At 51.4% G+C, this 13,521-nt stretch carries 12 protein-coding genes; 10 read left to right on the forward strand and 2 right to left on the reverse strand.

Annotation, left to right across the window (positions count from 1 at the left end):
• Positions 1-14 precede the first annotated feature (14 nt).
• From recA to NZM01_09770, 4 genes are read left to right on the forward strand one after another with little or no spacing between them, the layout of a single operon-like run.
• On the forward strand, positions 15-1,118 hold the full coding sequence (recA, locus tag NZM01_09755; GenBank protein MCS6960317.1) for a recombinase RecA: 1,104 nt from the start codon (positions 15-17) through the stop codon (positions 1,116-1,118).
• Entirely contained in the window at positions 1,093-1,824 is a 732-nt protein-coding gene (locus NZM01_09760; GenBank protein MCS6960318.1) for an HAD family hydrolase, read from the forward strand. The genes recA and NZM01_09760 overlap by 26 nt, the downstream gene beginning before the upstream one ends.
• Before the next feature lie 50 nt (positions 1,825-1,874).
• Positions 1,875-2,828 carry a LysR substrate-binding domain-containing protein gene (locus NZM01_09765; protein ID MCS6960319.1) on the forward strand — a complete coding sequence of 318 codons (954 nt, stop codon included), beginning with the start codon at positions 1,875-1,877 and terminating at the stop codon, positions 2,826-2,828.
• Positions 2,818-4,440, forward strand: coding sequence for a cation:proton antiporter (locus tag NZM01_09770; GenBank protein ID MCS6960320.1), 1,623 nt, complete (start codon positions 2,818-2,820; stop codon positions 4,438-4,440). The genes NZM01_09765 and NZM01_09770 overlap by 11 nt, the downstream gene beginning before the upstream one ends.
• On the opposite strand, the gene NZM01_09775 is transcribed toward NZM01_09770, so the two are convergent.
• Entirely contained in the window at positions 4,397-5,689 is a 1,293-nt protein-coding gene (locus NZM01_09775) for an isochorismate synthase (protein ID MCS6960321.1), read from the reverse strand. The two genes, NZM01_09770 and NZM01_09775, sit on opposite strands and share 44 nt — an antisense overlap.
• Positions 5,679-5,933 carry a hypothetical protein gene (locus tag NZM01_09780; protein MCS6960322.1) on the reverse strand — a complete coding sequence of 85 codons (255 nt, stop codon included), beginning with the start codon at positions 5,931-5,933 and terminating at the stop codon, positions 5,679-5,681. The genes NZM01_09775 and NZM01_09780 overlap by 11 nt, the downstream gene beginning before the upstream one ends.
• Positions 5,934-6,013: 80 nt before the next feature.
• Here NZM01_09780 and NZM01_09785 point away from each other — a divergent pair, with 80 nt between their 5' ends.
• The 6 genes from NZM01_09785 to NZM01_09810 all read left to right on the forward strand — a co-directional run bounded on the left by NZM01_09785 (position 6,014) and on the right by NZM01_09810 (position 13,519).
• Positions 6,014-7,174: a response regulator gene (locus tag NZM01_09785; GenBank protein MCS6960323.1), complete on the forward strand. Its 1,161-nt coding sequence runs from the start codon at positions 6,014-6,016 to the stop codon at positions 7,172-7,174.
• A 63-nt stretch (positions 7,175-7,237) separates the two neighbouring features.
• Positions 7,238-8,437: a response regulator gene (locus tag NZM01_09790; protein ID MCS6960324.1), complete on the forward strand. Its 1,200-nt coding sequence runs from the start codon at positions 7,238-7,240 to the stop codon at positions 8,435-8,437.
• A gap of 49 nt (positions 8,438-8,486) precedes the next feature.
• Positions 8,487-8,849, forward strand: a complete 363-nt coding sequence (locus tag NZM01_09795; GenBank protein ID MCS6960325.1) for a response regulator — start codon at positions 8,487-8,489, stop codon at positions 8,847-8,849.
• Positions 8,850-8,852: 3 nt separating this feature from the next.
• Positions 8,853-9,281: a hypothetical protein gene (locus NZM01_09800; GenBank protein ID MCS6960326.1), complete on the forward strand. Its 429-nt coding sequence runs from the start codon at positions 8,853-8,855 to the stop codon at positions 9,279-9,281.
• A gap of 37 nt (positions 9,282-9,318) precedes the next feature.
• Complete coding sequence (locus NZM01_09805; GenBank protein ID MCS6960327.1) at positions 9,319-11,310, forward strand: methyl-accepting chemotaxis protein; 1,992 nt, start codon at positions 9,319-9,321, stop codon at positions 11,308-11,310.
• A gap of 1 nt (position 11,311) precedes the next feature.
• Positions 11,312-13,519, forward strand: a complete 2,208-nt coding sequence (locus NZM01_09810; GenBank protein ID MCS6960328.1) for a HAMP domain-containing protein — start codon at positions 11,312-11,314, stop codon at positions 13,517-13,519.
• Positions 13,520-13,521: the final 2 nt, after the last annotated feature.

The following is a 13,521-nucleotide window of genomic DNA, read 5'->3' on the forward strand; positions in this document are numbered from 1 at the left end:
TGTCTCGGCAGTTTATGGCACGCCCTCTCTCCAAAAACTCCTCCCCCCGTAAAGAACCAGATAATGATCGGCAGAAAGCCCTCAACCAAGTCCTAGAAAAAATTGAGAAGGAATTTGGCAAGGGGGCAATCATGCGCCTAGGGGACGCTAAACAAATGGTAGTAGAAACTGTGTCCAGTGGTGCCCTGACCCTTGACCTGGCCTTGGGGGGTGGCTATCCCAAGGGGCGCATCGTGGAAATCTACGGACCCGAAAGCTCTGGCAAAACTACCTTGGTTCTCCATGCCATTGCGGAGATACAGCGCCAGGGAGGCACAGCAGCCTTTGTGGATGCTGAACACGCCCTTGACCCCGTCTATGCCGAGCGCCTGGGGGTAGATGTGGCAAATTTGATTGTCTCCCAGCCTGACAATGGGGAAATGGCCTTAGAAATCGTCGATCAGTTAGTGCGATCGATGGCAGTGGATATAATTGCAGTGGACTCGGTAGCAGCATTGGTGCCCAGGGCAGAAATTGAAGGGGAGATGGGAGATGCCCATGTCGGTCTCCAGGCACGCCTGATGAGCCAGGCATTGCGGAAAATTACCGGCAACATCGCCCAGTCTAACTGTATTGTGGTGTTTCTCAACCAGTTACGGCAAAAAATTGGTACCGTGGGCTACGGGCCCAATGAGACCACCACAGGCGGTACAGCCCTGAAATTCTATGCCTCCGTGCGCCTGGATATTCGCCGCAAAGAAACCCTTAAGAAAGGGAATGAGGAATATGGGATTAGGGTGAGAGTGAAGGTGGCAAAAAACAAAGTTGCTCCCCCCTTTCGTATTGCTGAGTTTGACATTATCTTTGGCAAGGGCATTTCCACCAAAGGTTGCGTGCTAGATTTAGCCGAGGAATTGAAGATTGTCAGCCGTAAGGGAGCTTGGTATAGTTACAAAGGCGAAAACATCGCCCAAGGCAGAGACAATGCCATCAAGTTCCTGGAAACCAATCCCGCGGTGTGCCAGGAAATCGAAGACCAGGTCAGGCAACAAATTAGTGAGGGTGCCATTATCTCTGTTACCAAAACTAGTGTAGAGGACGAAACAGGAGAAGATGAAGAACCCACGGCAGAATTCTAAACGCCTATTTACTGATTTCGATGGTCCTTTGATGGATGTGTCAGAACGGTACTACCAAGTCTATCTCTACTGCCTGCACCAGGTACGCCTGCCCCAGCAACCGATCGTGCAAATGACCAAGGAAGAGTTCTGGTCAGCCAAACGGGCACAGGTACCAGAGTGGAAAATTGGCTGGGAATCGGGTCTGACTTTGCCAGGACAAGCAGAGGACTTTGCCCGCCTGCGCAGTGAAACAGTCCATTCCGAGCCTTTCTTTAAGTACGATCGGTTATACGATTTTGCTATCCCTGCTCTGGAAAGGTTACAAGCCCATGGCTTTGACTTAGCGGTAATGACTATGCGCCGCCAAAAGGAATTATTCCCCATCCTCAATCAGTTCAACTTGGGCAGATTTTTCGCCACCGATCACATTTTCTGCCTCAGGGATGACTACAAAAAAACCGGCGATACCAAGGACAAACCCAAACTGATGGAAAAAGCCATTGCCACCCTCCCCCCCGTGGAAGAACAGTGGATTGTGGGGGATACAGAAGCCGATATAATCGCCGGCAAACGGTACGGGATAAAAACGATCGCTATCCTCTCAGGCATACGTAACGAGCACCAACTGGCTCTGCATCAACCCGACTGCATTAAGGCAGACCTGTGGGCAGCGGCAGAAGAACTGACAGCAGCACCCATCTATAATAAAATTGGAGCAAATTGACCACTATTCATAACTAATTATCTATGGCACCATACTCCGAGGGACAAATTTTGCATCATGCCACCCTCCATCAGTTGCAGGTTTTTGAAGTGGCAGCGAGGCATCGCAGTTTTACCAGAGCGGCAGAGGAGTTATTTTTGACCCAGCCCACTGTATCGATGCAGATTAAACAATTGAGCAAAGCAGTGGGATTACCTCTATTTGAGCAGGTAGGCAAACGTCTATTTTTGACGGATGCGGGGGAAGACCTCTACGCCACTTGCAATCGTATTTTTGAGGAACTGGCAGAGTTCGAGATGAAGGTAGCGGACATGAAGGGCATGAAGCAGGGGCGATTGAAGTTGGGGGTTGTTACCACTGCTAACTATGTCATTCCCCGTCTATTGGGTCCCTTTTGCCACCGCTACCCTGGGATTCAGGTCTCCTTGAACGTCACCAACCATGACCGCTTAGTCGATCGCATCCAGGAAAATCGGGACGACCTCTACATTATGAGTCATGTCCCACCCCAGTTAGAGTTGCAGTCCTATCACTTTATTGAGAATCCCCTCGTGGTACTTGCCCACCGGGACCATCCCCTGGTGAAAGAAAGAAATATTCCCCTAGAGCGCCTGGCGCAGGAATCTTTTATCATGCGGGAAGCGGGTTCCTATACCAGACGCAGTGTGCAAAAGTTATTTGACCAATATGGTCTCACTATTAATATTAAGATGGAATTTGACAGTAATGAAGCGATCAAACAGGCGATGGCAGGGGGCATGGGTGTTTCCGTATTATCCCTGCACACCTTGGCTTTGGAGGGGGCTTCGGGGCAATTAGCTATTTTAGATGTGGAGCATTTCCCCATTCAAAATCAATGGTATGTCTGTCACATTGCGGGCAAACAAATTTCGGTGATTGCCCAAACTTTTCTGCAATTTCTGCAAACGGAAGGACGCAAAATAGCCCAACAGACTTTGGCGGCAACCAGGGGGGAAGAGTTAGTAACAGCTAATGCTAGCTAGTGTTCTCCTGATTTTGGGTTTGGGGTTTCTAGGGGGACAAATTGCGAGACGATCGGGGTTGCCACCCCTCTTTGCCATGATCATTGTGGGCATATTTTTACAATCCTTGATTGACCCCGCGGTGATTGCTGCTGCTCGCGATTTAAGGATAGTGGCGGTTTGTATTATCTTGATGAAGGCAGGTCTGGGGTTAGATGCAGAAAAGCTAGTCCAACAGGGAACGGTTGCCCTCCGTTTAGGTTTTTTACCCGCTACCTTAGAAGCGATTGTCGTAGGCATTATTGCCGTAGCTTTATTTCAATTTGACTGGCTCAACGGCTTACTCTTGGGATGCATTATAGGAGCAGAATCCCCTGCTGTGATTGTCCCTGGTATGCTGCGCCTGAAAAGTTTGGGCTGGGGGGTAGAAAAGGGGATTCCCGATGCCATTTTAACTGGTAGTGCCTTATCTGACGTACTGTTGTTGTTAGTATTTAACCTGCTGCTGGGCATTTTAACCCGATCGGACCAAGGGAACCTGGTGCTGCCAGGGGGAATTACATTGACGAGTTGGCAGGTTTTACCTATCCAAGTGATAGGGCAAATTGGGCTGGGCATAGGTTTAGGTTATATAGTTGCCCGTATGGTGGTGTTCCTGCTATCCCGCCAGCGCTGGGCAGAAAATGTAGTACAGGAAACAATCGTTACTTTTTGTTTTGCCCTGGGTTTGGTTATTGCTGCGGAAAAATTCCCCTTCTATTCTGGCTATTTAGCGGTGATGGCATTGGGGTTTTTCCTGATTGAGTTAGACCGACCCCTAGCTCGGACAATTCGATCGGGGTTTGACAGTTTGTGGACAGTAGCGGAGATATTTTTGTTTGTCTTTTTAGGGACAGCAATTGATTTATCTATTCTGGGCAAAGTATTTCTGTCGGGCATTGTTCTACTGCTGGTCAGTACCCTGGTGGGACGGGGGTTAGGCTGGTGGCTCTCTACCCAGGGCAGTAACTGGAACTGGCGGGAGCGTCTTTTTTTGTTACCAGCCAATTCCGCTAAAGCGACAGTACAAGCGGCGTTGGGAGCTATCCCTCTCAGTTACGGCATTAGGGGCGGTGATACTATGCTTGCCCTGGCTGCCCTCTCCATTTTGGTCACTGCTCCCCTAGGTGCCTGGGCAATTCCCACATTTGCGCCCCGTCTCCTGCAAAAAGGAGAAGTTGACCCCACTAAAGTTGCGGTCAATCGCAAAGTTACCTTCCTCTGCGCCGTGGATTTGTCGGAGGTGACCCCGATCGTGCTGGCTAAAACCGCGGAACTTGCCCGCCGCGCTGATGGCAGAGTGATTGTCCTCCATGTACCCCAGGAAGGAACGAACTACGAAGCTATTCTCACCCCTTGGCTGGAGAGCAATCTGGGCGACATTCGCTATCAATTGATTACTCCCTATGGGGTCGTCCCTGAAGTGATTCTGCGTACTGCCCAGGAGTATGGTGTGGACGAAATCATCATGGGCAAGGGGCAGCACAGTGCTTTAGTGGGTTCTGTGTCCCAGGCAGTCCTTGAAGCCAGTCCCATTCCCGTAATTGTCGTCACTCTGCCAGACCCAACGCCCGTAACATCCCCAACAACTTGAGATTAGTTTCCTCCCATTCCTTTTCTACTTGGGAATCCCGCACAATTCCTGCCCCCGCAAACAACTTGACCCGATTGCCACTGACATAGCCCGATCGGATGGCCACAGCAAACTCCCCCTCCCCCCATCCATTGACCCAACCAATGGGAGCAGCATAGCTCTCCCTGTCCCAAGGCTCACCCTGGGCGATAAATTGCAATGCTCTATCTTTGGGTTTGCCCCCCACAGCTGCGGTTGGGTGGAGCGCCGCCAACAGTTGAAAAACATCCAGCCAAGATGTAGTTAGCCACTGCCCCTGAAGGGGAGTATAAAGATGTTGCAAATCTCGCAACTCCTTGATGCGGGGGGAAGGAATATCTGCCACCGCTGCCCCCACCGATCGATAGGCAGACAGAATAGAGTCGATGACAATTTGGTGTTCCTGCATATCCTTTTTACTTTGCAACAGAGCCTCCCCGCGCCTACTCGAACCAGCTAGGGCATCACTGCTCAACCATAGGCGGTCTTGTTGCCAGCGAAATTGCAACAACATCTCCGGCGTTGCTCCTACAAACGTTCTGCCCCCCTTGCCCTCCAGGAGAAACAGTGTACAATCCTCGCTGACTGCCCCCAGTTGCTGCAACAAACCAAAGGGACAAAAAGGCTCAGTACCTACCACCTCCACTGCCCTGGACAGCACCACTTTTACCAACTCCTCCCGCTCTATTGCTGCCAAAGCCTGCTTGACAATTTGGCACCAGGGCACAAAGTCATTGACCACAACCTGGGCAGAGCCACCCCCCACTGTCAACTTTTTAGCTACCCCTTGGCGGAGCAGTTTTAAGCGCGACTGCAAGCGCTCCACCACTGTCTGCCAACTGCTTCTGGGCAATACCCATTCCCACAGCAACAACTGCTCATCCTTCACTAGCCATTGGGGCAACCACAAGCAGGACTCCCCTCCCTGCCTAAAAGACAGATACCCTATCCAGTAGGGCGGACAGGACCCCTGCCACTGCCCTGTCAGTGCCTCAATTGAGTGTCGCCAATCCTGTAATCCGCCCCCCGCCAACGCCCATAACTGTCCCCCCCCCGCCAGATAGTGTTTTCCCCTTTGCCAAATAAACCGCTTGTCCGTCCTTTGCGCTGCTACAAAACTGATGACATCCCCTATGGTATAGTTTTCCGTATAATTTACTAAAACCTTACAATTGTGCCTTTGCGCTTTCTCCCATGCCCAACGCACTACCTCTACCAAATCAGGATTCATGACACGGGTTATTTACCTCACTAGTCAGCTCAAAAATCGCGCCATAGGTATTCCCCCTCTTGCCCTGATGGTAGAAAGTCAGTCTGTAGTGGGAAAAATGCCCCGATCGTTGCATAGTTGCTGCGTGGTCGGTGTTGGGCAAGGGAAGTTCCTGATCCAAACCTTGCCTGCGGGCAGAAGCCAGCTGGTAAAGGCCACGTTCTAAGTCTTGGGGGTTAAATTGGGGAGGGAAAGAATGAGACATAATGTTACTGGTGGCTGGTTTAGGCATGCAGTTTGGAGAGTTGATGTACCTTACAAATTAAGCATAAGCGAGGAAAGACAGTGATAGCAAATCTTCCCGTCGGCAAAGTTATTAAGGAAGTGCCCCTAGAAAACCTGATGGTGGCACTGCACATCATCACCAAGACCCAAGGTATTTTGCTGTTGGAGACACCTCACCATCGGTGGCGGTTGATTATTAGTGGCGGCAGTATAGCCCTGGCGGAGGAGGAGGATCAGTTTATCCCTACCTTTTGTCGTAAACTCCGTGCCCACAAAGTCAAGGTTCCTCAGGGGGAATGGGAGCAACTCAAGCTGACAGGTTTTAGTCTGTGTAACTACGTCAGTGAAGTGTACAACAGGGAACCAGAGGCAGTGCGCACTGTTCTGCGGGAAATTCAGTTTGAGAACCTCCTCGCCATCACCCTGGAAAACCGCTTTTCCCTCCTCTGGCAACCCAGCCCCGCTAGTGTCAATATTACCTTCCCCATCTGGTCTTTGAACTCCCTCTTCGAGACAGTCAAAAATGCGGAACTGCAGTGGAAAGAGTTTACCTACGTCCGTCACCCCTTTCAAAAGGTGCAATTAATCGATGATGAAACTACCCTTGTCCATGTCCCCCTATTTGCCAAAGTGACTACAGGTCAACACCGTCTCACCGAAATTGCCGATGAATTTAAGCAGAGTCTGACTCGTACTGCTCTGCGCTTTGACAAACTAGCAGAGAGACGCTTAGTTGCCATATTGCCCCTCACTATCCGCAGTGGCGAAAGTGACCTGGACAGTGACCGCCGCAGCTATGAACTCGCCCTAAGCCAAGTGCCCCGTATCCATCTGGTGGATGACTCCCCCGTACTCCTGAAGCAATTTGGTGACCTTCTGACCCACTGGGGCTATCAAGTAGATGTGACGGAAAATGCTACCCTCGCTATTGAGAAAATGCTGTTGCACCCCCCAGAGTTGATATTTTTGGACATAAACATGCCAGGGTTGAATGGCTTTGAGTTGATTGCCCAGATTCGTCGCCAGCCTTCCCTTGCCACTATCCCGATCGTGTTAGTTACTGCTGAAAGCAATTTTGCCAACTCCATGCGTGCCAAGTGGGCTAAGTGCCGCTTTTTAGCCAAACCCCGCAGCCAGAACGAGACTACCGAATTCCGTGCCCAACTCAGACAAATTTTACAAGAACTGGTACCTCTGCCTAGCACTGAAACTCCCCTATAATAGTTTATCAGGGGTGCAGGATGTGGTAAAAGAGTTACTAAGGAGACCCGATCGAGCAATGTTATGAATACCTCCCTTCCGAGCAACCGTGGGCAGCTGCGACCAGGCGAACCAGTTCGGGACGCTTCTCTCCTCATCCTCCTTGCCGCCACAAGAGTTATGGTACGTTCTAGTGGGGTACTACATGTGGAAAGTCCCCACTTTCGCTGGAAACTACTTCTTCAGAGGGGTGGTATTGTGTTGATGGAAGAAGAGGAGCAGGCAATTGCCACCTTCAATAGCAAGCTACGCAACCACGGTATTCGCGCCGCTTCCGAACGATTAACAATGGAGCAGCACCCCACCAAAATGGTGTCCTTGAGTTTAGTGTTGCAACTGTACAAGCGCTGTCCAGAGGAAACCAAGGAGTCAGTACGAGATATTATTATGGATGACCTCCTGGCTTTGTTTTTAGAGGACAAGTATACATTTATCTGGCAGCCCTATCCCAACATCCCAGCAGATTTGCCCGTGTGGCAGTTTAACACCCTAGAGGCAGAGGTGAACAAAGAAGTCAAACGGTGGCAGGATTTTGAGCATGTGCGCCACCCTTACCAAAAGGTGCAGCTCCTGGATGCAGGGGGGCTACTGGCACGGGTAGGCAATGATAACTTCCCTCTTTTTGCGAAAGTGACCACTGGTCAACATCGTATCAGTGAGATTGCTAATCAGTTCAAGCAACCCATTTGGCGCACAGCAGTCCTCCTAGATAAGCTGGCAACTAACAAAATTGTGGAAATTCTGCCCCTCAAGCGCCTGAGTGGTAGTGCGATCGAGCAGTTAAGGGGAGTGGAAGCTGCTCCGCCAGAGCCAGAAGCCACGGGACCACGGGTGTTTGTGGTAGATGATTCCCCTGTGTTGTTGCGCCAGTTTCGGGATTTATTGACGAGCTGGGGTTACCAGGTGCGGCTGACGGAAAATGCCCTAGATGCGACGCAGCAGATGCTAGCTTTCAATCCAGCAGTGGTGTTTTTGGACATAAATATGCCTGGTTTGAACGGGTTTGAGCTGATCAAACAAATTCGCCGCCAGCCTAGTCTAGCTAATACACCTCTCGTACTGGTGACAGCAGAAAATAACATGGCGAATAACGTCAGGGCAAAGTGGGCAAATTGTAAATTTATTGGTAAGCCCCGTTCCCCTGAAGATGCGGAAACCTTCCGTACCCAGCTGCGGGATGTGCTGCGGGAGGTGGCTCCCCTGCCCACAGATATTTTGATCTAGGGTAAAAACAGTCTATGCTTTTATGTTGGAGTGGTAGTTAGGAACGAGTATGGGTCACTTCTTAATCATCGATGACGGTGCTACAGAACGGCAACTCCTCAGCAAGATGCTCCAGGAAATGGGTCATGAGGTAGACACAGCAGAGACGACAGAGGGGGCACTGCCCAAGATTGCCAAGGGTAACTATACAGCTGTATTCCTGGACATTGTCATGCCGGATGAAGATGGCTACAAGTTTCTGCGCAACCTGAGGGCTAATGCGGAAACTGCCAAACAGTATGTGATTCTCTGTTCCACCAAAAAAACGAAGCTGGAGATTGAGTATGGGATCAAGCGGGGGGCAGATGACTATTTGCCAAAACCCGTGAGTAAGGAATCCCTGCAGGGGGCGCTGCAGAAGTTGGGGATGTAGGTAATGGTCTCCCCCCTCAGAGCCGATCGGTACGTCATGGCGGGGCTAGGGCAGAAAGTTCTACTTTGTCCTGACTACTATGTTTTGGATGTGCTAGTGCTCGATCGCAGTTATGTCATGCGCTTGCCCTTCTATGCTCCCTGCATAGTGGGGATAACGCAACACCAGGGCAAAATTGTACCCCTGCTCTCCCTGCGCCATCTCTATTTACAGGACCAGAATGTACTGTTGCCGGGGCAGTTACCAGTGATCCGTTTGTCCAAGGCGTTGCCGGAACTATTTGGGGTGGGATTGATTGTCGATCGGATTATGGGTAGCACCTCCCAGCAGCGGCTGCAGGAGACGAAGTACGACTATCTCCCGCTAGAAGAAATATTAGAGCAACTCAAGGGGAGCCACTGGCTACCCCAGCGCTGGCGGGCGGGAGCCTGACCGATGGATATGTCCTCAACTAGTAACGGATGATGCTATGACCACGACACTCACGGAAGCAACCAAGAAGTACAAGCGTGCCATTCCTGCCCCCAGTTTGGCTAAGGTACCTGCCAATCGTTCCCTGGGGGTAAAAGTATTTGGATATTTACTCATTCCCGCTATTGTTACCGCCGCAGGACTTAGCTTTGTTGTGTTTAACAGTCGGCGGGAGAGCAGTATCAACAAGCTGATGGGATTGGCGGAACAGGCAGCAGCGCAAGTTGCTTTGGAGGGGGGGGAAGTTTTGCAGAAGGCGGAGACAGTGCGGCAGCTGTACGAAAAGGCTGTAGAGGCTCAGAGTTTAGATGATGTAACAAGTAGTGTAGCAGACAAGTCTTTACTTGAGAAGTTAAAAAAGATCAGAACAGTCCTACCTGCCAGTAAGGATATACCTGCTAGGGTGGCAGTGCTTGACACCAAGAGTGAGAAAAATTTACTCTACGCCTACTCTGACAGTGCCAATCCGCCGCAACTCAGTTTCCAAGATATACCTAAGTTACCCGAAGTCGTCAAAAGATTGCCAAAGGACAGCAGGCAGAGCCTAAGTAGCAGTGGGTCGCAGTGGGCTTATGTCCCCTTGGGGGAGACAGGCTGGGCAGTGGTAGCGGAGGTGCCAGAAAGCGCGATCGGGGGTGGCATGGGTCAGACTATCTTCTTCACCTTGGTGGTGTTGGTAGTAGTGGCAGGCTTGACGGCAGCGGTATTTGTCTTGGATTTGCGTAGCCGTTTGCAGGTGTTGCTGGATGCCTGTAGCAAGTTAGAGAAGGGGGTGACTATACCACTTAGTACCAGGGATGAGGATGAACTAGGGCAGTTGCAGTTGGCAGTAGCGCGGGTGTTGCAGTCAATTAGCCTGCGGGAAGAGGAGCTGAAGGAGCAGATAGCTGATGCTATTCGCCAGGAAGAGCGGCAAAAACTCAGGGAAGACCAGGAGCGGGAAGCGGAATACCTAGAGACAGAGATTGGCGGTTTGCTGGATGTGGTCTCCGCCCTAGAGGATGGGGATTTAACAGTGCAAGCGGAGGTGAGCGACCGCGCTACGGGTCTAGTGGCAGATACCCTCAACCGCCTGCGGGAGCAATTGGCAGAAGTTATTGCCGGGGTGTTGGCAGTGGCACAAAAGGTGGCAGATGGGGCAAACGAACTGCAACAGGTAGCCCGTACGGTATCAGAAAATGTGGAAAACCAGGCCCAGTCGGTTGTGCAAGGTAGGGCACTGACAGAGCAGGTAGCACAACTAGCGAAGAATTCGGCGGAGATGGTCAGAGAATCTAGCCAAGCCCTAGCCACTATTCAAGCCACAGTAGAACAGGGACGGGGGGCAATTCAATCTCTGACGGAAGCGATCGGTGTGCTGCAGGAAGGGACAGTCAAAATTATCCAGAGAATGAAGACCCTGGGAGAGTTTGTCGGTCTAGCGGAACAATTTGTGCAAGACCAAGGGCAGATTGCTTCTCTAACCCAGGTACTGGCTATTAACGCGACGCTGGTAGCAGCGCGGGCAGCCGAGCAGAGGGACCCCAAACAGTTTATCGGGGTGGCGCGGGAATTTGAGGCAATTGCTGGTCAGGTCAACACCCTGGCGACCCAAACCAACGATGGTTTAGGAGTACTGCAGCAACGGACAGCCCAAATTCAATCGGTGGTATCAGCGATCGATGCGGAGGTGCAGGGATTAGGTCGCTTGGTAGAGGGCTTTACCAAGGGGGTAGACAAGTCCCAGAAGGCCTTCAATGATGTGCAGGCAGTAACAGTGGAGGTGGTAGCAACAGGGCACAAAGTCAGCCAGTCCAGTAACGAAATTGTGGCGGCAGCAGAGTCCACAGCCCGCTATATCTCAGAAATTGCTACCCTAGCAGAACAGACGGCGCAACTGACTGCCGATGCCCGTGTGCAAGCGGAGAGTATGGGGGAACTGGCACAAAAACTCCTAGAGGGAATTCGCTACTTCCGTCTGCCTGTGGGGCTATTGCCGGAGGGTAACTAAGATGAAGAATCTGCCGATCATCTACAGACTAGGGATTGCCCTGGGGGGCACGATCGTTTTGTCGGTGATAGGATTTGGCATTACGATCGGTCTAATTAGGAACAATTTGAAGGAGCAGTTGACCCACCAGGTAATTACGGAGCTGCAGATTTTGGAGCTGACGTTACGGGAGGTAACGGAGCAGAAGGGGGAACTACCGCAGGAAGGGGAGATAGTAGCTAACTTTACCCCTAAGGGATTAGACCGTCTCAAACTGATTCTCAATGAAATTCGTGACCGCCGCAATCTGGACTATGCCGTTTTATTGGATGCCCAGGGTCAGGTAGTACAGGCGACAGTGCCTTTGCCGAAGGGAAGCAAATATGACCCCGCAGGAATAGTTAGTCGCACTATCAATCAGGAAGAGCCCCAAAGTTCCTTTGTAGAAGAGGGAGCCCAAGGGATTACTACTCTGTTGCCTGCAGTAAAAACTCTGACCCCTCGGTTACTAGTCCGCTATGATACCAAACCCCTCCAGCGTGATAACCAATTCATTGGTGTAGTGCTGCTTGCCAATCTCATGGATGCAGGGGAAAAGGAACTGGAAGTTGTGGATGGCACCAATCGTCGCATTGGCGATGGCATGAGCTTGATCACAGTGGGCAAGGACAATGTAGCAGTAGGCTCCCTCCTGGAGGGGGCACAAAACACCACGATCGTTGCCAGTCTACCCCCTGGAATAGCGACTCTAGTAGGTCAGAAAGGGGACAGTGGGACAGGGGAAGTGCTACTTAATGGCGTACCCTACACGATTGCCTATGCTCCCCTCCGTGACTTTCAGGGGGAAGTAGTGGGGCTGCTGGTGCGGGGTAAGCCCCAGACAGCGGTAATTACCCTGATTGACAAAACTGGTGGGGTAGTTTTTCTGTTAGCAGTTGTTTTGATTTTCGTGGGAGCAGCAATTGCCATTATCTTGGGACGCACCGTTACCGTGCCCTTATACAGGTTGCGCCAGGTTGCCCAGAAATATATTGATGGAGACTACGCCCAACGATCGGACATAGACAGCCGCGATGAGATTGGGTTACTGGCAAAGGTATTTAACCAAATGGCAGAGAGCATTCAACAACGGCAGGCAGACCAAATTGCCGCGCGCTCCCAGATCGAAGCCCAGACAATGGTATTGGAAGAAGAAGTGGGCAAGCTGCTAGAGGTGGTATCGGAGCTAGAGGCGGGGAATTTGACAGTAGAGGCGGAGGTAAGTGACCAAGCAACGGGGCTGGTGGCAGATACCCTTAACCGTTTGATTGAGCAGCTGTGTCGCACAGTAGCGGCAGTAGTGCAAACAGCATTACAGGTGAATCGCAGTGCGGAAGCCCTAGAAGAGCTGGCAGTGACGGTAGCACAGAACGCCCAAGACCAGCTGCATCTGGTGGAACGGGCAAGTCAGGGGATGATCAACGTCAATGAACTGGCCCAGGGGGCATCCCACCAGGCTCTGACTACGGAAAGTGCGCTAGCCTCAGCCAAGGCAGCGGTGGCGCAGGGGCAAGCCCAGGTAGTGGAACTAAACGCCTCTATTCAGACCCTGCAGACAGGTACGGAGGAAATGGTAAAGAGGATTAAATCTTTAGGTGAATTTGTGGACCTGGCAAAACAATTCGTGCAGGATCAAAAACGGTTGGCTTCTTTGACCCAAGTATTGGCGATGAATGCTTCTATGGTGGCGGCGCGAGCAGTGGAACAGCGGGAACCTGACCAATTTGCTAGTGTGGCACGGGAATTTGAAGCGATCGCGGGGCAAGTGAATAAACTGGCGAGCCAAACCAGCCAAGGTCTTGCCCTATTGCAACAACGCACGGGGTTTATTGAAATCGTGGTGTCGGGGATCAATAAGGATGTGAGTGACGTAAGCAGTCTGGTGTCTGCCTTTACTGCCAGTGTGGAGGAGACCAACCAAGCTTTTGTCAATATTAAGACGGTGACGGAGGAGCTGGCAAAACTAGGGGAGGCGGTGACAGAATCAAGCCAAGCCATTGCCCAAGCCATTGCCGTCAGCTTTGAGTCGATAAAAGAAATTGAAGCCGCTGCCCAGCGTTCGGCAGAACAATCGGACGTTACCAGAGCCCAAGCTAGCCAGATGCGGGAAATTGCCCAAAAACTCCTAGAGAGTATGCGGTTTTTCCGCCTGCCCCCCGACAAGCAACCTTTACTGACAGCCCAAACCTAGCC

Origin of the sequence: Pseudanabaenaceae cyanobacterium SKYG29, assembly GCA_025055675.1 — a bacterium.
Classification (GTDB): domain Bacteria; phylum Cyanobacteriota; class Cyanobacteriia; order Pseudanabaenales; family Pseudanabaenaceae; genus M5B4.